General features: G+C 64.6%; 17 protein-coding genes, 2 tRNA genes and 1 riboswitch. Of the genes, 17 read left to right on the forward strand and 2 right to left on the reverse strand.

Annotated features, from left to right (window positions below):
- Positions 1-11 precede the first annotated feature (11 nt).
- The 15 genes from AZ34_RS03010 to AZ34_RS03080 all read left to right on the forward strand — a co-directional run bounded on the left by AZ34_RS03010 (position 12) and on the right by AZ34_RS03080 (position 18,640).
- Positions 12-87: transfer RNA gene (locus tag AZ34_RS03010), tRNA-Trp, on the forward strand.
- A gap of 110 nt (positions 88-197) precedes the next feature.
- Positions 198-581 carry a preprotein translocase subunit SecE gene (gene secE / locus AZ34_RS03015; RefSeq protein WP_035604640.1) on the forward strand — a complete coding sequence of 128 codons (384 nt, stop codon included), beginning with the start codon at positions 198-200 and terminating at the stop codon, positions 579-581.
- Positions 581-1,171 (forward strand): transcription termination/antitermination protein NusG, encoded by a 591-nt coding sequence (gene nusG / locus AZ34_RS03020; protein ID WP_419670193.1) that lies wholly within the window; start codon positions 581-583, stop codon positions 1,169-1,171. The genes secE and nusG overlap by 1 nt, the downstream gene beginning before the upstream one ends.
- A 122-nt stretch (positions 1,172-1,293) precedes the next feature.
- Positions 1,294-1,725, forward strand: coding sequence for a 50S ribosomal protein L11 (rplK, locus tag AZ34_RS03025; RefSeq protein ID WP_035604641.1), 432 nt, complete (start codon positions 1,294-1,296; stop codon positions 1,723-1,725).
- Between the two features lies 1 nt (position 1,726).
- A complete protein-coding gene (gene rplA / locus AZ34_RS03030) occupies positions 1,727-2,422 on the forward strand; it encodes a 50S ribosomal protein L1 (protein WP_035604642.1) in 696 nt (231 codons plus the stop codon).
- A gap of 262 nt (positions 2,423-2,684) precedes the next feature.
- A complete protein-coding gene (gene rplJ, locus AZ34_RS03035) occupies positions 2,685-3,185 on the forward strand; it encodes a 50S ribosomal protein L10 (protein ID WP_035604643.1) in 501 nt (166 codons plus the stop codon).
- Positions 3,186-3,233: 48 nt separating this feature from the next.
- Positions 3,234-3,611, forward strand: a complete 378-nt coding sequence (gene rplL, locus AZ34_RS03040) for a 50S ribosomal protein L7/L12 (RefSeq protein WP_035604644.1) — start codon at positions 3,234-3,236, stop codon at positions 3,609-3,611.
- 274 nt (positions 3,612-3,885) lie between these two features.
- Positions 3,886-7,998 (forward strand): DNA-directed RNA polymerase subunit beta, encoded by a 4,113-nt coding sequence (gene rpoB / locus AZ34_RS03045; protein WP_035604646.1) that lies wholly within the window; start codon positions 3,886-3,888, stop codon positions 7,996-7,998.
- 20 nt (positions 7,999-8,018) lie between these two features.
- Positions 8,019-12,245, forward strand: coding sequence for a DNA-directed RNA polymerase subunit beta' (rpoC, locus tag AZ34_RS03050; RefSeq protein WP_035604648.1), 4,227 nt, complete (start codon positions 8,019-8,021; stop codon positions 12,243-12,245).
- A gap of 83 nt (positions 12,246-12,328) precedes the next feature.
- Complete coding sequence (gene rsmB / locus AZ34_RS03055) at positions 12,329-13,735, forward strand: 16S rRNA (cytosine(967)-C(5))-methyltransferase RsmB (RefSeq protein ID WP_035604651.1); 1,407 nt, start codon at positions 12,329-12,331, stop codon at positions 13,733-13,735.
- 40 nt (positions 13,736-13,775) lie between these two features.
- Entirely contained in the window at positions 13,776-14,462 is a 687-nt protein-coding gene (locus AZ34_RS03060) for a DUF4390 domain-containing protein (RefSeq protein ID WP_051509489.1), read from the forward strand.
- 14 nt (positions 14,463-14,476) lie between these two features.
- Positions 14,477-16,891: a sensor histidine kinase gene (locus AZ34_RS03065; protein WP_051510042.1), complete on the forward strand. Its 2,415-nt coding sequence runs from the start codon at positions 14,477-14,479 to the stop codon at positions 16,889-16,891.
- A 56-nt stretch (positions 16,892-16,947) separates the two neighbouring features.
- Positions 16,948-17,715 carry a response regulator gene (locus AZ34_RS03070; protein ID WP_035604657.1) on the forward strand — a complete coding sequence of 256 codons (768 nt, stop codon included), beginning with the start codon at positions 16,948-16,950 and terminating at the stop codon, positions 17,713-17,715.
- 39 nt (positions 17,716-17,754) lie between these two features.
- A tRNA-Phe gene (locus AZ34_RS03075) sits at positions 17,755-17,830 on the forward strand.
- A 414-nt stretch (positions 17,831-18,244) separates the two neighbouring features.
- Positions 18,245-18,640: a hypothetical protein gene (locus AZ34_RS03080; protein WP_035604659.1), complete on the forward strand. Its 396-nt coding sequence runs from the start codon at positions 18,245-18,247 to the stop codon at positions 18,638-18,640.
- Positions 18,641-18,746: 106 nt separating this feature from the next.
- On the opposite strand, the gene AZ34_RS03085 is transcribed toward AZ34_RS03080, so the two are convergent.
- Positions 18,747-19,835, reverse strand: coding sequence for an MBL fold metallo-hydrolase (locus tag AZ34_RS03085; RefSeq protein ID WP_035604661.1), 1,089 nt, complete (start codon positions 19,833-19,835; stop codon positions 18,747-18,749).
- 122 nt (positions 19,836-19,957) lie between these two features.
- Here AZ34_RS03085 and can point away from each other — a divergent pair, with 122 nt between their 5' ends.
- Together can and AZ34_RS03095 are read left to right on the forward strand one after the other, a co-directional pair.
- Positions 19,958-20,626 (forward strand): carbonate dehydratase, encoded by a 669-nt coding sequence (gene can, locus AZ34_RS03090; protein WP_035610731.1) that lies wholly within the window; start codon positions 19,958-19,960, stop codon positions 20,624-20,626.
- A gap of 21 nt (positions 20,627-20,647) precedes the next feature.
- Positions 20,648-21,607 (forward strand): LysR family transcriptional regulator, encoded by a 960-nt coding sequence (locus tag AZ34_RS03095; RefSeq protein ID WP_035604665.1) that lies wholly within the window; start codon positions 20,648-20,650, stop codon positions 21,605-21,607.
- 44 nt (positions 21,608-21,651) lie between these two features.
- Here AZ34_RS03095 and AZ34_RS03100 read toward each other — a convergent pair whose 3' ends face one another.
- On the reverse strand, positions 21,652-22,440 hold the full coding sequence (locus tag AZ34_RS03100; protein WP_035604671.1) for an SDR family oxidoreductase: 789 nt from the start codon (positions 22,438-22,440) through the stop codon (positions 21,652-21,654).
- A gap of 214 nt (positions 22,441-22,654) precedes the next feature.
- Positions 22,655-22,757: riboswitch (TPP riboswitch) on the forward strand.
- Positions 22,758-22,841 lie beyond the last annotated feature (84 nt).

A 22,841-nucleotide genomic window follows, 5' to 3' on the forward strand; every position in this document is an offset into this window, starting at 1 on the left:
GGAAGTCGTGTAGGGGTATAGCTCAATTGGCAGAGCGTCGGTCTCCAAAACCGAAGGTTGTAGGTTCGATTCCTACTGCCCCTGCCACCTGACTGGGTCGAAAGCTCCGTCGGGTTCGTTCGAAAAGCCCGCCATGCCCTGGCGGGCTTCAGCGTCTCAAGGGGCGCTGGCGGGTTGTAGGGAATCGGTTCATAAATATGGCAACGTCACAAGTCGAAACAGTGGGTAGCGGGTTGGACAAGCTCAAGTTGGCAGCGGCGGTCATCCTGCTGCTGGCTGGCTTTGTCGCTTTTTTCGGCCTGAGCGCGCAAGGCGGCTTGCTGCGCTGGGGTTCGCTGCTGCTGGCGCTGATTCTGGCGGTGGCGGTGTTCTTCACGGCCCAGCCGGGGCGCGACCTCTGGAGCTTCGGACGCGACGCCTGGCGTGAAGTGGGCAAGGTGGTCTGGCCCACCCGTCGTGAATCAATCCAGATGACCTTGTATGTCTTCGGTTTTGCCGTGGTCATGGCCTTGTTCCTGTGGCTGACTGACAAGACGCTGGAATGGGTGATCTTTGATCTGTTGCTGGGTTGGAGGGGCTGATGATGGCGGACGCAATCGATAGCTCTTCCGCGCCGGCCGCCCAGGCCAAGCATCCGGATTTGCGCTGGTACGTGGTCCATGCCTATTCGGGCATGGAGAAGGCGGTCGAGCGCAACATCCTCGAGCGCATCAACCGCGCCGGTCTGCAGGACAAGTTCGGCCGCATCCTGGTGCCCATGGAAGAGGTCGTGGAGGTCAAGAATGGCCAGAAGCGGACCACGGAGCGCAAGTTCTTTCCGGGCTACGTGCTGGTCGAGATGGTGATGGACGACGAAACCTGGCACCTGGTCAAGCACACCAGCAAGGTGACGGGCTTCGTGGGCGGCGGCAAGAACAATCGCCCGACCCCGATCTCCGAAGAGGAGGTCATGAAGATCGTCAACCAGATGCAGGAAGGCTCGGACAAGCCGCGCCACAAGGTCGAGTTCACCGTGGGTGAGCTGGTGCGCGTCAAGGAAGGTCCTTTCACCGACTTCAACGGCGCGGTCGAGGAAGTCAACTACGAGAAGAGCAAGGTCCGCGTGGCGGTCACGATCTTCGGCCGCTCGACCCCGGTCGAACTGGAATTCGGTCAAGTCGAAAAAACCTGATCCGGGCCGTTCAGTTTTCAGTCCGCGCTTCCCGACTCGGCGCGGATGGTGTCTCGATGAGTCGTCAACCCCGGGGAGCCCAGGCGCACAGTCTGGGCGTTTTCACCCGCAAGGAGTAAAGCATGGCGAAGAAAATCGTCGGTTTTATCAAGCTGCAAGTGCCGGCTGGTAAGGCCAATCCCTCGCCGCCGATTGGTCCCGCTCTGGGCCAACGCGGTCTGAACATCATGGAGTTCTGCAAGGCGTTCAACGCCCAGACGCAGGGCGTCGAGCCTGGTCTGCCGCTGCCGGTGGTGATCACCGCCTTCGCTGACAAGAGCTTCACCTTCATCATCAAGACGCCGCCGGCGACCGTGATGATCAAGAAGGCCATCAAGCTGGACAAGGGTTCGTCCAAGCCGCACGTCGACAAGGTCGGCAAGATCACCCGCGCTCAGCTCGAGGAGATCGCCAAGACCAAGATGAAGGATATGACTGCCGCCGATTTGGACGCCGCCGTGCGCACGATCGCTGGCTCCGCCCGTTCCATGGGCGTGAACGTGGAGGGCGTGTGACATGACCAAGCTCACCAAAAAAGCCAAGGCCCTGCAGGGCAAGGTGGACAGCACCAAGCTGTACCCGTTGGGCGACGCGCTCAAGCTGGTGCAGGAGTTCGCCACTGCCAAGTTCGATGAAAGCATCGACGTGGCCGTGCAGCTCGGCATCGATGCCAAGAAGTCCGACCAGGTGGTCCGTGGCGCCGTCGTGCTGCCGCATGGCACCGGCAAGACCAAGCGCGTGGCCGTGTTCGCCCAGGGCGCCAAGGCCGAGGAAGCCAAGGCCGCTGGCGCTGACGTGGTTGGCATGGACGACCTGGCTGCTCGCGTGAAGGCGGGCGACATGCCCTTCGACGTGGTGATCGCCGCCCCCGACGCGATGCGTGTGGTCGGTACCCTGGGTCAGGTGCTCGGCCCCCGTGGCCTGATGCCCAACCCCAAGGTCGGCACCGTGACGCCCGACGTGGCCACGGCGGTGAAGAACGCCAAGGCGGGTCAGGTGCAGTTCCGCGCCGACAAGGCCGGCATCGTGCACGGCACCATCGGTCGCCGTTCCTTCGGCGCCGACAAGCTGCAAGGCAACCTGGCTGCGCTGATCGACGCGCTCAACAAGGCCAAGCCGGCCACCAGCAAGGGTGTGTACCTGCGCAAGGTGGCCGTGTCGTCCACGATGGGCGTTGGCGTTCGCGTTGACACCCAGACGATCGCGGGCTGAGCCGCGAGGTCATTGAAGAAGATTTGAGTCGCCCGCAAGGGGGCTCGATGTGGTGGGCTGGAAGGCGGCGCAACTCAGGTTGCAAGGCTGACCGGGTCATCCGAGACCGCTGGTGCGGGTTCCCTCCGGAGTCTGCTTAATGTCCAGCGCAGATGGCGATCCCGCTGCATGATGGATGCAAATTCCAGAAACAGTTGGTCGCTGCAAGAAAGGCGCACCGGCGAACGCAAGTGCAACCGGTGCATTTTGAAGGAGTTAGACCTTGAGTCTGAATCGCAGTGAGAAAGAAGCGGTCATTTCCGAAGTGACCGGCCTCGCCGCAAAAGCTCAAACGCTCGTGATGGCGGAATACCGCGGCATCACGGTCGCTGCCATGACCAAGCTGCGCTCTGACGCCCGCAAGCAAGGTGTGAGCCTGAGTGTTCTGAAGAACACCCTGGCCCGCCGTGCCGTGGCCGGCAGTGCGTTCGAGGTGGTGAGCGACCAGATGACCGGTCCGCTGATCTATGGCTTCTCTGCCGATGCCGTGGCCGCCGCTCGCGTGGTGGCCGATTTCGCGAAAACCAACGACAAGCTGGTGATCCGCGGCGGTGCATTCGCAGGCAAGGCCCTGGACGTGAACGGCGTGAAGCAGCTCGCAAGCATTCCCTCCAAGGAAGTGCTGCTGGCTCAGCTGTGCGGCTTGCTCAAGTCGCCGATCTCCCGCACCGCCGTGGTGCTGGGTGCCCTGGCGGCGAAAAAAGGCGAAACGGCTGCCGCCTGAAACGGCGCAGTCTGCTAACCAACTGTTTGGAAATTGAAGGAATCAAAAATGGCATTCGATAAAGACGCATTTCTGACCGCGCTCGACAGCATGACGGTCATGGAACTCAATGACCTGGTCAAGGCCATCGAAGAGAAGTTTGGCGTGAGCGCTGCCGCCATGGCCGCTCCGGCCGCCGGTGGTGGCGGTGGTGGTGCTGCCGCCGCGGAAGAGAAGACGGAGTTCAACGTGGTGCTGACCGACGCTGGCGCCAACAAGGTCTCCGTCATCAAGGCCGTGCGCGAAATCACCGGCCTGGGTCTGAAGGAAGCCAAGGACCTGGTCGACGGCGCGCCCAAGACCGTCAAGGAAGCGCTGCCCAAGGCCGACGCCGAAGCCGCCAAGAAGAAGCTGGAAGAAGCCGGCGCCAAGGCCGAACTCAAGTAATTCGGCCCGGCTCGAAGGCTGGAGTGACCTGCAAAGGCACTCCAGCCTTTGGTGCTTAGAGGAGAGCCTCCAGAGCACACCCGGAAATAGCGCCACAATGGCGCTCTTTCCGAGTGTCTTCTGACCCCGACTGCAGAAGACGCCTTGGTTCGGGCCGCGTGCAATGCGCGGCCGTCCGCCAGAGGTTGGTAGCGGCCAACCACCAAGCCTGCTGACGTGCGCGCGCGCGCGTCCGACGCGCCAGTCGCCTAGAGCCTCATAGCCCGGAGATCTCATGGCCTACACCTATACCGAACGCAAGCGCATCCGCAAGAGCTTCGGCAGCCGCGACAGCGTGCTGGAAATTCCCTACCTCCTGCAAATGCAAAAGGACGCCTACACGAGCTTCCTGCAGGCGGACATGTCCTCCACCAAACGCAAGCCCGAGGGCTTGCAAGCCGCTTTTGAATCGGCTTTCCCCATCGTCTCGCACAACGGTTTCGTCGAGATGAAGTTCCTCGAATACAACCTGGCCAAGCCCGCATTCGACGTGCGCGAGTGCCAGACCCGGGGCCTGACCTTCGCCTCCGCCGTGCGCGCGCGGGTGCAGCTCATCATCTATGACCGCGAGTCCTCGACGCCGCAAAACAAGGTGGTCAAGGAAGTGAAGGAACAAGAGGTCTACATGGGCGAAGTGCCGCTCATGACCGACAAGGGCTCCTTCATCATCAACGGCACGGAGCGCGTGATCGTCTCGCAGCTGCACCGTTCGCCGGGCGTGTTCTTCGAGCACGACAAAGGCAAGACACACAGCTCGGGCAAGCTGCTGTTCTCGGCCCGCATCATCCCCTACCGCGGCTCCTGGCTGGACTTCGAGTTCGACCCCAAGGACATCCTTTACTTCCGCGTGGACCGTCGCCGCAAGATGCCGGTCACCATCCTGCTCAAGGCCATCGGCCTGAACCCGGAAACCATCCTCGCCAACTTCTTCGTCAACGACAACTTCCGCCTGCAGGACAGTGGCGCTCAGATGGAGTTCGTGTCGGATCGTCTGCGGGGCGAGGTGGCGCGCTTTGACATCACCGACAGGTCGGGCAAGGTCATCGTCGCCAAGGACAAGCGCATCACCGCGCGTCACACCAAGGAGCTGGAACAGTCCGGCACCACCCACATCAGCGTGCCGGAAGACTTCCTGGTCGGTCGCGTGGTCGCGCGCAACATCGTCGACCCGGACACGGGCGAGATCATCGCCAAGGCCAATGAGGAACTGACCGAAGCCCTGCTGAAGAAGCTGCGCACCGCCAACGTGCAGGAGCTGCAGTGCATCTACACGAATGAGCTGGACCAGGGCGCCTACATCAGCCAGACCCTGCGCATCGACGAGACGACGGACGAGTTCGCCGCCCGCGTGGCCATCTACCGCATGATGCGCCCTGGCGAGCCGCCGACCGAGGACGCCGTGCAGGCCCTGTTCCAGCGCCTGTTCTACAACCCGGACACCTACGACCTGTCGCGCGTGGGCCGCATGAAGTTCAACGCCAAGCTGGGCAATCTGGACCCCAGCGGTCCCATGGTGCTGACCAATGAGGACATCCTGGCCGTGGTCAAGATCCTCGTGGACTTGCGCAATGGCCGTGGCGAAGTGGACGACATCGACCACCTGGGCAACCGCCGCGTGCGTTGTGTCGGTGAACTGGCCGAGAACCAGTACCGCACCGGCCTCGCCCGCATCGAGAAGGCCGTGAAGGAACGCCTGGGCCAAGCCGAGCAAGAGCCGCTGATGCCGCACGACCTGATCAACTCCAAGCCGATTTCCGCGGCGCTCAAGGAGTTCTTCGGCGCGTCCCAGCTCTCGCAGTTCATGGACCAGACCAACCCGCTGGCCGAAATCACGCACAAGCGTCGCGTCTCGGCCCTGGGCCCGGGTGGTCTGACGCGCGAGCGTGCCGGCTTTGAAGTGCGCGACGTGCACGTGACGCACTATGGCCGTGTCTGCCCGATCGAGACGCCAGAAGGCCCGAACATTGGTCTGATCAACTCCCTGGCCTTGTACGCTCGCCTGAACGAGTACGGCTTCATCGAGACGCCCTACCGTCGCGTGGAAGATGGCAAGGTCACAACCAAGATCGACTACCTCTCCGCCATCGAGGAAGGCAAATACGTCATCGCCCAGGCCAACGCCACGCTGGACAAGGACGGCAAGCTGACCGACGAGCTGGTGTCCGCCCGCGAGAAGGGTGAATCCATCCTCTGCGGGGCCGACCGTATCCAGTACATGGACGTGTCGCCCGCGCAGATCGTCTCCGTGGCCGCCTCGCTCGTGCCCTTCCTGGAGCACGACGACGCGAACCGCGCGCTGATGGGCGCCAACATGTCGCGCCAGGCCGTGCCCGTGCTGCGTCCGGAAAAGCCGCTGGTCGGCACCGGCATCGAGCGTGTGGCCGCCATCGACTCCGGCACCGTGGTCACTGCCAACCGGGGGGGCGTGGTGGACTCGGTCGATGCCACCCGCATTGTGATCCGTGTCAACGACAACGAAGCCGTGGCCGGTGAAGTGGGCGTGGACATCTACAACCTCATCAAGTACCAGCGTTCCAACCAGAACACCAACATCCACCAGCGTCCCATCGTCAAGAAGGGCGACAAGTTGGCCAAGGGTGACGTGATCGCGGACGGCGCATCGACCGACCTGGGTGAAATCGCCATCGGCCAGAACATGCTGATCGCCTTCATGCCCTGGAACGGCTACAACTTCGAGGATTCGATCCTGATCTCGGAGCGCGTGGTGGCCGACGACCGCTATACCTCGATCCACATCGAGGAACTGGTGGTCATGGCGCGCGACACCAAGCTGGGCGCCGAGGAAATCACCCGCGACATCCCGAACCTGAGCGAGCAGCAGCTCAATCGCCTGGACGAGTCCGGCATCATCTACGTCGGCGCCGAAGTAGTTCCGGGTGACGTGCTGGTGGGCAAGGTCACGCCCAAGGGCGAGACCACGCTGACGCCGGAAGAGAAGCTGCTGCGCGCCATCTTCGGCGAGAAAGCGTCCGACGTGAAGGACACCTCGCTGCGCGTGGACCAGGGCTCGCAAGGCACCGTCATCGACGTGCAGGTCTTCACACGCGAAGGCATCCAGCGTGACAAGCGCGCTCAGCAGATCATCGACGATGAACTCAAGCGCTTCCGCCTGGACCTGAACGACCAGCTGCGCATCGTCGAGGCCGACGCCTTTGACCGGATCGAGAAGCTGTTGAACGGCAAGATCGCCAATGGCGGTCCGCAAAAGCTGGCCAAGGGCAGCAAGATCGACAAGGCCTACCTGGCCTCCATCGAGAAGCACCACTGGTTCGACATCCGCCCGGCGGATGATGACGTGGCCTCGCAGCTCGAATCGATCAAGAACAGCCTGGAGCAGACCCGTCACAGCTTCGACCTGGCCTTCGAAGAAAAGCGCAAGAAGCTCACCCAAGGCGACGAGCTGCCCGCGGGCGTGCTCAAGATGGTCAAGGTTTACCTGGCCGTCAAGCGCCGTCTGCAACCCGGTGACAAGATGGCCGGCCGCCACGGCAACAAGGGCGTGGTCTCCAAGATCACCCCGGTCGAGGATATGCCCTACATGGCCGATGGCACGCCCGTGGACATCGTGCTGAACCCGCTGGGCGTGCCTTCGCGCATGAACATCGGTCAGGTGCTCGAAGTCCACCTGGGCTGGGCCGGCAAGGGTCTGGGCCAGCGCATCGGCGACATGCTGCAGCGCGAGGCCGCGACGGCCGAGATCCGCGGCTTCCTGGAGCAGGTCTACAACGGCTCGGGCCGCAAAGAAGACCTGGCCAAGCTCAAGGACGATGATCTGCGCCAGATGGCCCAGGAACTGAGCAGCGGCGTGCCCTTCGCCTCGCCCGTCTTCGACGGCGCGACCGAGGACGAAATCCGCGCCATGCTCAAGCTGGCCTACCCGGACGATGTCGCCAAGGCCAAGGGTCTGAACGAGACGCGCACCCAGGCGCAGCTGTACGACGGCCGCACCGGTGACGCCTTCGAGCGCACGACCACCGTGGGCTACATGCACTACCTGAAGCTGCACCACTTGGTCGACGACAAGATGCACGCCCGTTCCACCGGCCCATACTCGCTGGTCACGCAGCAACCGCTGGGCGGCAAGGCGCAGTTCGGCGGCCAGCGATTTGGCGAAATGGAAGTGTGGGCGCTGGAAGCCTATGGCGCGTCCTACGTGCTGCAGGAAATGCTCACCGTCAAGTCCGACGACGTGCAGGGCCGCACCAAGGTCTACGAAAACATCGTCAAGGGCGAGCATGCCATCGAAGCCGGCATGCCCGAGTCGTTCAACGTGCTGGTCAAGGAAATCCGTTCCCTGGGCCTGGACATCGAGCTCGAGCGCTCCTAATTCGCAAAGGATAGAGTCACATGAAATCCCTACTCGACCTGTTCAAGCAATTCACGCCGGATGAGCATTTCGATGCCATCAAGATCGGCCTGGCTTCGCCCGAGAAGATCCGTTCCTGGTCCTTCGGCGAGGTGAAGAAGCCCGAGACCATCAACTACCGTACCTTCAAGCCCGAGCGTGACGGCCTGTTCTGCGCCAAGATCTTCGGCCCGATCAAGGACTACGAGTGCCTGTGCGGCAAGTACAAGCGCCTCAAGCACCGCGGCGTGATCTGCGAGAAGTGCGGCGTTGAAGTCACGCAGACCAAAGTCCGCCGCGAGCGCATGGGTCACATCGACCTGGCCGCGCCCTGCGCCCACATCTGGTTCCTGAAGTCGCTGCCCTCGCGTCTGGGCCTGGTGCTGGACATGACGCTGCGCGACATCGAGCGCGTGTTGTACTTCGAAGCCTATGTCGTGACCGACCCCGGCATGACCCCGCTCAAGAAGTTCAGCATCATGAGCGAGGACGACTACGACGCCAAGGTCAAGGAATACGGCGACGAATTCCAGGCCAAGATGGGCGCCGAAGGCATCAAGGAACTGCTGCAAGGCATCGACATCGAAGTCGAGATCGAACGCCTGCGCAATGACCTGACCGGCTCCGAGATGAAGGTCAAGAAGAACGCCAAGCGCCTCAAGGTGCTGGAAGCGTTCAAGAAGTCCGGCATCAAGCCCGAGTGGATGGTGCTGGAAGTGCTGCCCGTGCTGCCGCCGGACCTGCGCCCGCTCGTTCCCCTGGACGGCGGCCGTTTCGCCACCTCCGACTTGAACGACCTGTATCGCCGCGTCATCAACCGCAACAGCCGCCTGCGTCGCCTGCTCGAACTCAAGGCGCCGGAGATCATCGCGCGCAACGAGAAGCGCATGCTCCAGGAAGCCGTGGACAGCCTGCTGGACAACGGCCGCCGTGGCAAGGCCATGACGGGCGCCAACAAGCGCGCGCTCAAGTCCCTGGCCGACATGATCAAGGGCAAGAGCGGCCGTTTCCGCCAGAACTTGCTGGGCAAGCGTGTCGACTACTCGGGCCGTTCCGTCATCACCGTGGGCCCGACCCTCAAGCTGCACCAGTGCGGCCTGCCCAAGCTGATGGCCCTGGAGCTGTTCAAGCCCTTCATCTTCTCGCGCCTGGAAGCCATGGGCATCGCCACGACCATCAAGGCCGCGAAGAAGGAAGTCGAATCCGGCACGCCGGTGGTGTGGGACATCCTGGAAGAGGTGATCAAGGAGCACCCGGTGCTGCTGAACCGCGCACCCACGCTGCACCGCCTCGGCATCCAGGCCTTCGAGCCCATCCTGATCGAAGGCAAGGCCATCCAGCTGCACCCGCTGGTCTGCGCCGCCTTCAACGCCGACTTCGACGGCGACCAGATGGCCGTGCACGTTCCGCTGTCCGTGGAAGCGCAGATGGAAGCCCGCACCCTGATGCTGGCTTCCAACAATGTGCTGTTCCCCGCCAGCGGCGAGCCCTCCATCGTGCCCTCGCAAGACGTGGTGCTGGGCCTGTACTACACGACGCGTGAGCGCACCAATGGCAAGGGCGAAGGCATGGTGTTCGCCGACGTGGCCGAGGTCCAGCGCGCGCTGGATTCGGGCACCGTCGAGCTGACCGCCAAGATCAGCGTGCGCCTGACCGAGTGGGCCAAGGACAAGACCTCGGGTGACTTCGTGCCCGAGACCAAGTTGGTCGAGACCACGGTGGGCCGTGCCCTGCTGTCCGAGATCCTGCCCAAGGGCCTGGCTTTCGAGAACATCAACAAGGCGCTCAAGAAGAAGGAAATCTCCAAGCTCATCAACGTCTCCTTCCGCAAGTGCGGTCTGAAGGAAACCGTGGTGTTCGCGGACAAGCTGCTGCAGAACGGTTTCCGCCTGGCCACGCGCGCGGGCATCTCGATTTCGGTCGACGACATGCTGGTCCCCAAGGAAAAGCAGGAAATCATCGAGGCCGCCGAAAAAGAAGTGAAGGACATCGAGCAACAGTACGTCTCGGGCCTGGTCACCGTGGGCGAGCGCTACAACAAGGTGGTGGACATCTGGGGCAAGGCGGGCGACAAGGTCTCCAAGGTCATGATGGACCAGTTGCGCGTCGAGAAGACCACCGACCGCCACGGCAAGACCGTGGACCAGGAGTCCTTCAACTCCATCTACATGATGGCCGACTCGGGTGCGCGCGGTTCCGCCGCGCAGATCCGCCAGCTGGCCGGCATGCGCGGCCTGATGGCCAAGCCCGACGGTTCCATCATCGAGACGCCCATCACGGCCAACTTCCGCGAAGGCCTGAACGTGTTGCAGTACTTCATCTCCACGCACGGCGCCCGCAAGGGCCTGGCCGACACGGCGTTGAAGACGGCCAACTCCGGCTACCTGACCCGCCGCCTGGTGGACGTGACGCAGGATCTCGTGGTGACGCAGGATGACTGCGGCACGCACGACGGTTCGCTGATGCGCGCCATCGTCGAGGGTGGTGAAGTCATCGAATCGCTGCGCGACCGTATCCTCGGCCGCACCGCCGCCGAGGACGTGCTGCACCCCGAGACGCGCGCCGTGCTGGTGCCTGCTGGCCAGATGCTGGATGAAGACACCATCGAGGAAATCGAACTCGTGGGCGTCGACGAAGTCAAGGTGCGCACGGCCCTGACCTGTGCCACCCGCTTCGGCATCTGCGCCAAGTGCTATGGCCGCGACCTGGGTCGCGGTGGCCTGGTCAACGTGGGCGAGGCGGTCGGTGTGATCGCCGCCCAGTCCATCGGTGAACCCGGCACGCAGCTGACCATGCGTACCTTCCACATCGGTGGTGCCGCCTCGCGCGCGGCCATCGCCTCCAGCGTGGAAGCCAAGTCCAACGGCGTGATCGGCTTCAACGCCACGATGCGCTACGTGACCAACAGCAAGGGTGAGCTGGTGGTGATCGCCCGCTCCGGCGAGATCGTCATCCATGACGAGCATGGCCGGGAGCGCGAGCGCCACAAGGTGCCGTACGGCGCGGTGCTGACCGTCAAGGCCGATCAGGCCGTGAAGGCTGGCGCCATCCTTGCCAACTGGGACCCGCTGACCCGCCCGATCATCACGGAATTCGCCGGTCAGGTGAAGTTCGAGAACGTCGAGGAAGGCCTGACGGTGGCCAAGCAGGTGGACGAAGTGACGGGCCTGTCGACGCTGGTCGTGATCGACCCCAAGCGCCGCGGTTCCGCCAAGGTCGTGCGCCCGCAGGTCAAGCTGCTCGACGCCTCGGGCTCGGAAGTCAAGATTCCGGGCACCGACCACTCCGTGACCATCGGTTTCCAGATTGGCGCGCTGATCCAGGTGCGTGACGGCCAGGACGTGGGCCCCGGCGAAGTGCTGGCCCGTATTCCGGTCGAAGGCCAGAAGACCCGCGACATCACGGGCGGTCTGCCGCGCGTGGCCGAGCTGTTCGAAGCCCGTTCGCCCAAGGACAAGGGCGTGCTGGCCGAGCAGACCGGCACGGTCTCCTTCGGCAAGGAAACCAAGGGCAAGGTGCGCCTGCAGATCACCGACCCGGAAGGCAAGGTCTGGGAAGAACTCGTGCCCAAGGAGAAGAACATCCTGGTGCACGAAGGCCAGGTGGTCAACAAGGGCGAAAGCATCGTCGACGGTCCGGCCGATCCGCAGGACATCCTGCGCCTGCTGGGTATCGAGGAACTGTCGCGCTACATCGTTGACGAGGTGCAGGACGTCTACCGCTTGCAGGGCGTGAAGATCAACGACAAGCACATCGAGGTGATCGTGCGCCAGATGCTGCGCCGTGTCGTGGTCGAGAACCCGGGCGACTCCAACTACATCCAGGGGGAGCAGGTCGAGCGTTCGGAGATCCTCAACACCAACGACGCGCTGCGCAAGGACGGCAAGATCCCCGCGAGCTACACCAACCTGCTGCTGGGCATCACCAAGGCCTCGCTGTCGACGGATTCGTTCATCTCCGCGGCTTCCTTCCAGGAAACCACGCGCGTGCTGACCGAAGCCGCCATCATGGGCAAGCGCGACGAGCTGCGTGGTCTCAAGGAAAACGTCATCGTCGGCCGCCTGATCCCCGCGGGCACCGGCATGGCCTACCACGAGGCACGCAAGGTGCGCGAGGCCATGGATGAGTCCGAGCGCCGCGCCATCGCCGATGCCGAAGCGGTTGAACTGGCGGCTGCCCAGAGCAACAGCGAAGGCGCCGCGACCACGGCTGCTGAACAGGGCGAGTAATCGCCGTTGCGTGGCCACCGGTCCGCAGTGGTCCATGCCCATGCCCCAAGGTTCACGCCTTGGGGCGTTTTTATTGCTGCCGCATGACTGACGCTTCCCCTCCTGTTCCCTCTGGTTCCGCGCGCGCGCCCGAGTTGTGGCAGCAGCTGCAGGCGGCGGCCCAGGTGCTGGCCGCCGTGCGCGCGGGCCGTTCCGCCAGCGACGCGCTCGAGGTCGTGGTCGCCAGCCTGCGACCAGGTGTGCAGGCGCTCGCTTATGCCGCGCTGCGCGGTCTGGGCCGTGCCGAGGCGCTGCGGGCCCTGCTCGCGCCACGCAAGCCCGTGCCTGCGGTGGATGCGCTGTTGTGCTTGGCCCTGGCCTTGGCCAGCACGGAGGCCCAGGACTACGACGCCCACACCCTGGTGAATCAGGCGGTCGAGGCGGCCAAACGCCATGGCTCGCGTACCGTCAGCAACAGCGCGGGTTTCCTCAACGCCTGCCTGCGCCGTTTCCTGCGCGAGCGCGTGGACCTGCTGGCCGAAATCGACGAAGACCCGGCCACGGCGCTGGTGGCGCGATGGAACCATCCGCGCTGGTGGATCGCGCGACTGCAGCAGGAGGCCCCCGAACACTGGCAGGCCGTGCTGGAAGCCAACAACCTGCCACCGCCCATGACCTTGCGCGTCAACTTCGCGCAAGGTCCCGTTGACGAGTACCTTGCCGAGCTGCAAGCAGCGGGCATCGCCGCGTGGCGCAATGGCGCCCACGGCGTGACGCTGGCGCAGCCCGTGCCCGTGCAGCGCATCCCGGGCTTCGCGCAGGGCCGCGTGTCAGTGCAGGACGCGGCTGCCCAACTGGCCGCCCCGCTGTTGCTGGACGAGCTGCTGGCCGAGCAGGCGCCGGCACGCCGGCTGCGCATCCTGGACGCCTGTGCCGCGCCTGGCGGCAAGACGGCGCACCTGCTGGAGCTGATCGCCGCGCGCGGCCTGGACGCGGAAGTGATCGCGCTGGACGTGGACGCCGAGCGTTGCCGGCGCATCGACGAGAACCTGCGGCGCCTCGGTCTGCAGGCCCGGGTAGTGGTGGCCGATGCAGGCAATCCTGCTGCCTGGCGCCAGGCCGGGCTGGCGGACGATCTGGCCTTCGACGCCATCCTGCTCGACGCGCCCTGCACCGCCTCGGGTATCGTGCGGCGGCATCCGGACGTGCTTTGGCTGCGCCGCGAGAGCGACATCAGCAGCCTGGCCGGCCAGCAGGCCCGACTGCTGGCGGCGCTTTGGCCGCGCTTGCTGCCTGGGGGCCGGATGCTCTACTGCACTTGTTCCGTTTTCAAAGCGGAAGGTGAAGAACAGGTGCGGGCGTTTCTTGCGCACAACAAAGAGGCGTCTTCGCGACCCGCTCCGGGGCATTTATGGCCTCTTTCCACGATCCAATCCGAGGCGCTCACGGACAATGCCATCCGTGAGCACGATGGCTTTTATTACGCGTTGTTGGCAAAAGAGGGGGGCTAAGGCTTCGGCTTGCCTGCGCCGTGCCCTGATTTGGAGCATCGTGCCCCTGCTCCTGATTGCGGGTTTGCCCCAGGTCGGGGCTGCCGCCAACGACGCGGATGAAGCCCCAGGCGCTGGCGCGCAGCCTGCCGCGCCCCCGGTGTCTGCGCCTGTGGCACCGCCCAGCGCACCCATACTGCCGGTTCCCGCCGCGCCAGCCCTGTCCCAGCGCCCGTCGGTCGGCCCCCTCGAATTGCGTCGCCAAGGGGATGCGCTTGAGCTCAGTGCCCGCCTGCGTTTCAACCTGCCGGAGCCTGTGCGCGACGCTCTGTACAAGGGGCTGTCCGTGATTTTCACGGCGGAGGCCGTGATCTACCGTGAGCGCTGGTGGTGGCTGGACGCCCGCGTCAGCCGTGCCCAGCGGCAGTGGCGACTGGTCTACCAGCCGCTGACCCAGCGCTGGCGGCTGAGCCTGGGCGCCACGCCGTCCGCCAAGGCCGGCAACGCGGCGCTGGCGCAGTTCTTTGACAGCCTGGACGAGGCCCTGGCCGTCATCCAGCACATCAGTCAATGGCGGGTGGCCGAAGGCAGTGCGTTGGACGCTGACGACACCTACCGCGTCGAGTTCCATTTCCATCTCGACACCGACAAATTGCCGCGCCCCTTGCAGATCGGCGCCCTGGGCGACGAGGACTGGGAGCTGGACCTGAGCCGCCAGCGTACCTTCAGCCTGGAGCGCCTGGATTGAAGGCAGGTGCCGGCGTGAAAGCCTTGCTGCCCCGATTGTCTGCCGTGGCCCGGGCCCCGGGCTCCCTGCGCCTGGCCCTCTTGGTGCTGCTGACCATCGTGGTCGCGCTCAGCCTGGTGTTGCTGTTCCTGCTCACGCAGGCGACCGGCAACCATGAACTTTATGAGCGCCATTACGCGCGTCTGTTCGCGCTCAACGTGGTGGTGGCCATTCTGCTGTTCATCGCCATCGCCTGGGTGGCTGCGCGCTTGCTATGGCATGTGCGCGAGCGCCGCTTCGGCAGTCGTTTGCTGGTCCGGCTCTCGCTGGTGTTCGTGCTCGCGGGCTTCGTGCCGGGCCTGCTGATCTACGTGGTGTCCTACCAGTTCGTCGCGCGCTCCATCGAAAGCTGGTTCGACGTGCAGGTGGAAGGTGCACTGGAAGCCGGTCTCAACCTCGGTCGTGCCACCCTGGATTCGCTCTCCAACGATCTGGCGGCCAAGGCCCGTCTCGCGGCGGGTCAGTTGCAAGGCGCCTCCGATGTGGAGAGCGGGCTGCTGCTCGAGCGTTTGCGTGAACAGTTGGAGGTGCACGACGCCGTGCTTTGGCGCGCCCAGGGGCAGTCCCTGCGCATGCTGGCCAGCGCGGGGGACTCACGGTTTGCCTTGCACATGGAACGACCCAGCGCCACCCAGCTGGAACGCGCGCGCCGCCAACAGGTGGTCACCTGGATCGAGGGCCTGGAGGAGGGCAACGCCATGGCGCCCGCGCCCGCGCGCATCCAGGCGCTGATCAGCATGCCCAACCTGCCCGGCCGCAACGGCATGAATCTGGGCATGCTGGATGAACCGCGTTATCTGGAGTTGACGCAAAAGCTTTCCGAAAGTCTGGTGTCCAACGCCCTGGCCGTGTCCGAGGCGCGCAACGAATACCAGGAACGTTCACTGGCCCGTCAAGGCTTGCGCCGCATGTACATCGGCACGCTGACGCTCAGCCTCTTCCTCGCGATCTTCGGCGCCGTGCTGCTGGCCGTGGCCCTGGGCAACCAGATCACCCAGCCCCTGCTGCTGCTGGCCGAGGGCGTGCGCCAGGTGGCGGCCGGTGACCTCACGCCCAAGGCCGCCTTGCAGGGACGCGACGAGCTGGGTGGCTTGACTCGCTCGTTCGCCGACATGACGCAGCAGCTCGCGGACGCGCGGCGCGCGGTCGAGGCCAGCATGGGCCAGGTCAGCGCCGCGCGCGAAAACCTGCAGACCATCCTGGACAACCTGACCGCCGGTGTGATGGTGCTGGACGCGCAAGGTGTCATCCAGTCCGTCAACCCCGGTGCCGAGCTGATCCTGCGCGGGGCCCTGCGCTCGCCGGTGGACCCGTGGGTGGGGCGTCGCCTGCCCGAGATCGCGGGGCTGGAAGACTTCGCGCGTCAGGTCAGGTTGCAGTTCGACCATTTCGTGGCTGAGCGCGCGGAGCAAGGTGAGCGCTCGCTCGACCACTGGCAGCAGTCCATCGAACTGGCGCTGGTGCGCGCCGATGAACCTGCCTCCGAGGTCGCCGATCTGATGGGCACCAAGGACCGCGACGTGCTCACGCTGGTGGTGCGCGGCGCCGAGTTGCCCGGCGGCGCGCCGGGCCGCAGCCTGTGGCTGCTGGTGTTCGACGACATTTCCGACATCGTCTCGGCACAGCGTGCCCAGGCTTGGGGCGAGGTGGCGCGCCGTCTGGCGCATGAGATCAAGAACCCGCTGACGCCCATCCAGCTCTCCGCCGAGCGGCTGGAGAAAAAGCTCACGGGCAAGGTCGATCCCGCCGAGCAGGCCGTGGTCACCAAGTCCGTCAAGACCATCGTGGACCAGGTCGATGCGATGAAGCGCCTGGTCAACGAATTCCGCGACTACGCGCGCCTGCCCGCCGCCGAGCTGAAGCCCTTGGACCTGAACGCCCTCGTGCAGGACGTGCTGCAGCTCTACGTGGGCGACGCCCAACCTTCGCCGCAGCTTTCGCTGCTTGCTGGGCCGACCCCCTCGCCCCATGTGCTGATGCGCGCCGAGCTGGACCCGGCCTGCCCCCTGATCCGCGGCGACGCCCAGCAACTGCGCCAGGTGCTGCACAACCTGTTGCAGAACGCGCAGGACGCCACCGAAACCGCTGGGCGCAGCGGGCCGGAATTCGCCGTGCTCGTGCGCACCCAATGGAATCCGGCGCGCAGTCGGGTGCGCCTCTCCGTGCTGGACTGGGGCACCGGTTTTCCGGACGCCATCCTCAAGCGCGCCTTCGAGCCCTACGTCACCACCAAGGCCAAGGGCACCGGCCTGGGCTTGGCCGTGGTCAAGAAAATCGTCGATGATCATCGCGCGCGCATCGATCTTTCCAACCGTGTCGCCGAAGATCAGGTGATCGGCGCGCAAGTGTCGTTATCATTCACCGTGGAGCCGCCCGCCGCGCCGGCCTGAAATCCTACCGTCCTGTCGCGCCTTTTCCATCGTTTCGAGATCACTGCGTTCACACCATGGCAAACATACTGGTCGTCGATGATGAACTCGGCATCCGCGATCTGCTCTCGGAGATCCTCAACGACGAAGGCCATGCCGTCGAGGTGGCCGAGAACGCGGCCCAGGCGCGCGAGGCCCGCCAGCGCGAACGCCCCGATCTCGTGCTGCTCGACATCTGGATGCCCGACACCGATGGTGTGACCCTGCTCAAGGAATGGTCCGCCGCCGGCTTGCTGACCATGCCCGTCATCATGATGAGCGGCCACGCCACCATCGAGACGGCGGTGGCCGCCACCAAGATCGGCGCGCAGGCCTTTCTTGAAAAACCCATCACCCTGCAGAAGCTGCTCAAGGCCGTGGAGCAGGGCTTGGCGCGCAATGGCACGGCCCCTGCGTCTGCGGCGGTAGTCCCTGCGACTGCACCGCGTGCCAGCGTGGTCGCACCCGTCAGCATGGCGAGCGCCACGTTGCCGGACGCCCCTGTTGCCGAGCCTGTGGACCCGGGCCCCCCCGCGAAGCAGCATTTCCAGCTCGACAAGCCCTTGCGCGAAGCGCGCGATGACTTCGAGAAAGCCTATTTCGAATACCACCTCGCGCACGAGAACGGCTCCATGACCCGCGTCGCCGAAAAGACCGGCCTCGAGCGCACCCATCTCTACCGCAAGCTCAAGCAGCTCGGCGTGGACCTGGGCCGCGGCAAGCGCGCCGCGGCCGTGGCGGCAAGTGGCGAGGACGGACGCGACGAAGGCATCGACAGTCTGCAGGGTCCGCCCTCTGGTTTCTGAAAGTTCGGCCTGACTTTGCTGCTATAATTCGCGGCTCACGGCCCGGTAGCTCAGTTGGTAGAGCAGCGGATTGAAAATCCGCGTGTCGGTGGTTCGATTCCGCCCCAGGCCACCAGAACGCTAAGCCCTTGATTCGTAAAGAGTCAGGGGCTTTTTAGTTTCTGCTGGGTTGCTAGCCGCTTGGATTGGTACACCAAGCAGGTACACCGTGGCATATGAGTGTGCGTAGTAAAATCTGCACGTCTGTGGTTCGATTCTGAATTGAACGCCTGACCTGTTCAAAACCGTCCTTTCTCTGGATGGTTTTTTATTTCCCACGCCATCCCGTTTCGCTGCCTTGAGCCGCAGCCGAGGCACCCAGATGGCGACTTTCCCGCCTGATCCAGCGCCTTTTCCGCGCAAGGTACACGCTACCACTGCGTGGCGGTAGTGTCAGGGTCACTGTCATGCATCCGTTAGTCCATCCACCCATGTGGCGGAAGGCCGATGCACTCCGCGCTCACCCGCGCCATCTCAACAGGAGTTCCCCATGAACCTGAACAATTCCGCGACCGATCACGCCGCGTCCATGGCCTACGTCATGAGCACCCTGAGCACCCGCACGCTGCACCACTTCGCGCAGGAAGCCAAGCTGAACGGCGAAAGCCTGAAGGACGCGTTTGAACGGTATGAGATCGACTACGCCTGGTACGTGCTCGGCTCGGACCGTCTGCGCGAGGCCACCGTGGACAGTCTGGCGCGACGCCATCACCATGTCGTGACCGAGGCGCAACGGGAGAGTCTGGCCGGTGTTCTGAAGTCCGCTGCCGAGGCGCAGGCGCCAGAGCTGCTGATGAGCTTTGACAACGACGTTCCGGACCAGTTGGCCGACTACCTGTTGGCTTCCTGGGGCGGTGGCGCGGCGGCTTTCGCAATCAAGCCTTAACTCCAAGTACGGGGCTGCGCCAGAGTTTCTGGCGTACTCCGTCATTGAATCGCTCGTTCAGCGGGCCCATCGGCTCGTCGCGGCGCGCATGCAGACCCCCCGGGCCTCAGCCCCGGAAGTAGTACACGCCATCCGCATCCCGCGTGCGCCGCAGCTTGCCCTCGTACCACAGCGCATGCAGGTGGGCAATGGCCTCGCCCATGGCGAAGGTGGTCTGGTGCAGGTCCAGCTTGCGCTTGAACATCAGGGGCAGGATGTCGGCCGCGCATTGCGGGCGTTCGGCGCAGGCCGCTATGACTTCGGCCAGGCGCTCGCGGTGGTGTTCATGCAATTGCCGAATGCGCTTGTGTAGACCGGTGAAAGGCTTGCCGTGCGAAGGCAGGGTGAGCGTGGCCGTGGGCAGGCATTCGAACTTGTCGATGGATTGCAGGAACTGCTTGAGCGGGTTGGATTCCGGCTCGGACTCGAACACGCTGATGTTGCTGGAGATGCGCGGCAGCATCATGTCCCCGCCGATCAACAAACCCAGGTCTTCGTTGTACAGAGCGATGTGCTCGGGCGCATGCCCGTGACCGCTGATGCAACGCCAGTGGTGGGCGCCGACGCGCACCCTGTCGCCGTCCATCAGACGCACGAACTGCGGGGGCACGGCCGGCACCAGGCTGGGGTAATACAGGGCGCGCTCACGCACCTTGGCCATGGATTCGGGGTCGCGCAGGCCGTGCGAGGCGAAGAACAAGGCCGCGCCCTCACCGCCGAAACCGTTGCTGCCAGCCGAGCCGATGCGTGCCAGGTAATAGTCCGTCGCGCTCATCCACAGCCGGCAGGGGCGTTCGGGCGTGCTCCAGCGCGTGCACAGCCAATGCGCCAGACCGACGTGGTCCGGGTGCATGTGGGTGACGATCACGCGCAGGATGGGCAGTCCTTCCAGTTGCGTGGCGAAGATCTGTTCCCACAAAGCCTTGGATTCGTCGCGGCTGACGCAGCAGTCCACCACCGTCCAGCCCTGCAGCTTGCCGCCAGGCTGGTCCGGTGCGTCGATCTCGTCGCGCAGCAGCCAGAGGTTGATGTGGTCCAGCGCGAATGGCAAGGCCATGCGGATCCAGCGCACGCCGGGCGCGATTTCCAGTGTGCCGCCGGCCGCGGGCAACGTGTCTCCGAGGGGGTAATGCAGTTCGCGTTCGAGTTCGTTCATGCGCAGCCAAGGTGTCCAGGGAGCGGGCCATTGTATGCAGCAGGCTGGTTTCGTGCTGTCGCGCCCGGGCGCGCGTCGCCAGCTTGGGGATGGTCATGGTGCACATCGGTGAAAATGCGCGCATGAGCAAGACACCCGCCGACCTTTTCGCCCACAACCGCGCCTGGGCCGCCCAGATGGAGCGCGAGCGCCCCGGTTTCTTCAGCGCCCTGCGCGCGCAACAGCAGCCCAAGTACATGTGGATCGGCTGTTCCGACAGCCGCGTGCCCGCCAACCAGATCACCGGTCTGGACCCGGGTGAAGTCTTCGTGCATCGCAACGTGGCCAACATCGTCGTGCCGTCCGACCTCAACGTGCTGTCCACCGTGCAGTTCGCGGTGGAGCGTCTCAAGGTCGAGCACATCATGGTCGTGGGTCACTACGGCTGCAGCGGCGTACAGGCCGCCCTGGAAGGCGCGCGCATCGGCCTGGCCGACAATTGGCTGCGCCACATCATGGACGTGCGCGACCGCCACCGCGCCCTGCTCGACAGCCTGCCCGAGCAGCACCGCCATGACGCGCTGGTGGAACTCAACGCCATCGAGCAGGTGGTCAACGTGGCCCAGACCACCGTCATGCTCGACGCCTGGTCCCGAGGCCAGAAGGTCACCCTGCACGGCTGGGTTTTCGGCCTGCACGATGGCCTCTTGCAGGACTTGAAGATCAACGTGGACAGCACCGAAGCGCTGGAAGAGACTTACCGCCAGGCCCTTGCGGGCGTGGCGGTGATGCCGAGGGGCTTGAGCCTCTGAAAGATCGGGCGGGTCAGGGCTGTGGACGAACTCCGAGCGATCACCACCTTCATCCGGGCCGCAGAGCTGGGCAGCTTCAATCGCGCTGCCCAGGTACAGGGCACGACGGCGCAAGCCGTGAGCAAGAGCATCCGCCAGTTGGAACAGCACCTGGGCGTGCGCCTGTTCCATCGCACCACCCGCAAAAGTGCCTTGACGGAGGATGGCCAGCGCCTGCTGGATTCGGTCCAGGACAGCCTGCAGACCTTGACCGGCGCCATCCAGGGTGTGAAGGATGCGGCCCAAGGGCACGAGGGACTGATCCGGATCGGCGCCGGGGGCGCGGTGGGGCGCAAGGTGCTGTTGCCGATCATCGCGGAGTTTCATCAGAAGTACCCCGAGGTCACCTTCGATCTGGTGCTCGAGGATGGGCCGACGGACATCGTCGAGGAGCGCATCGATCTGGGTTTCAAGGCGGGTAACCCGCCCACGGCCCAGGTCGTGTCCCGGCGGCTCTTTCCGATTCAGTTGATCGCCTGCGCGAGCCCGACCTACCTGGCCGAGCAGGGCGCGCCGCACACTTTGGCCGAACTGACCCAGCACCGTTGCATCGCCTACCGCCAGCCCGGAACGGGCCGGCCCATGCCCTGGGAATTCCTGGTGAAGGGGGAAACCGTTTACCAAGCGGTGCGGCATGTGGTCTGCTGCAGCGATCCAGAGGCCGAGATGCAAGCCGTGCTGCAGGGCCTGGGCGTGGGGCAGATCGACAGCATCAACGCGGCAGCGCCGATCCGGGCCGGCGCCTTGGTGCCGCTGCTGGTGCGCCACACCAGCGAACGCATGGGGCTGCACCTCTTTTATGCCCAGCGCAAGGACATGCCGCTGCGCGTGCGGCGCTTCATCGATTTCACGGTGGAGCGCTTGCGAGGGCAGCAGCACTTTCATGTGCCTGCCACCGAGCTGAGAGCCTTGGAGCGGGGGCGGTCCGCCCTGTCCGACTGAGCGCCATCACGCGGGCCACGGGCCCGGCGATGGCCGGGCGCGGCTCAGATGCCTTCCTTGGTGGGCATGATCACGACCTGCTGCACATTGACGTGCCGGGGTAGGGACACGATGAAACCGACGGTGGCGGCGATGTCTTCCGCCTTCAGGAAATCCATGGACCGCGCCGCAGTCTTGATCCAGTCGATGGCGCCCTGGAAGGTGAAATGGCTTTGCAGCTCGGTGTCGGTGATGCCCGGCTCGATCACCGAAACCCGGATGTTCTTGGGGCCGAGTTCCAGGCGCAGGTGGCGCGTCAGGTGACTGACGAAAGCCTTGGTCGCCGAATACACGGCGAAGTAGCCGTAGACATACTGGCTGGCGATGGACGAGGTGTTGATCAGGTCGACCACCTGACCTTGGGCCGCGGCTTCCTCGAGCTGGGGCACGAAGGCCTGGATCACGCGCATCGCACCCGTGACGTTCAGATCGATTTGCGTTTCCCACTCGGCCTGGGGCTGCTGGCCGATGGCGCCGGGCAACATCAGCCCTGCATTGTTGAAGACCAGGTTGGCATTGCCGTAAGCGCGGCGGACCTCGGCCGCGGCGGCTTCCACCGAGGCTGCGTCTGTGACGTCGGTGGTGATGGCCAGGGCAGTTCCGCCGAGCCGACGGATCTCCGCAGCGACCTCGTCCAGCTGCGCCTTGCGACGGGCCAGCAGGGCGACCTTGGCGCCTCGCGCGGCCAGCAGCAGGGCCGCGGCGCGGCCCATGCCGCTGGAGGCGCCGGTGATGACGGCGACGCGAGAGCCCAGGTCCTGGGCGACGGGGGAAGTGATGACAGAGGTGGACATGATGATGCTCCTGAAAGTGAAAGGACGTCGTTGTTCGACGGGAGCAACTTTAGAAATCAGCGCGTGTTGTCGGTAGTAACTATTGGGTGATATCAATCATCACTGATGGTTGTTAATTGGAGTGCCGCGCAATGCAACCCTTCGCCTGCTTGTGCTGTTGTTCCCGGAAAATTGACCAGCGTCATGATTCGATGCATATGGATTGCGCTACAGTCCCTTCCGCCCGGGGTGCAGGCCAGACCTGCTGAGACGGTGATCCGAACCCGCGAACTTGATCCGGTTTGTACCGGCGTAAGAAGAGCCTGACCAGCAGCCTGTGTTCCCGCGCGCTCGCGTTTTTTGTCCCGGCGAGCATTCGTAGCTTCCGCTGCCCGTCTGTCCCGCCTTGCTGGCCTGGGGAG

The organism is Hylemonella gracilis str. Niagara R (assembly GCF_000600295.1).
In the GTDB taxonomy this organism is placed as follows: domain Bacteria; phylum Pseudomonadota; class Gammaproteobacteria; order Burkholderiales; family Burkholderiaceae_C; genus Hylemonella; species Hylemonella gracilis_A.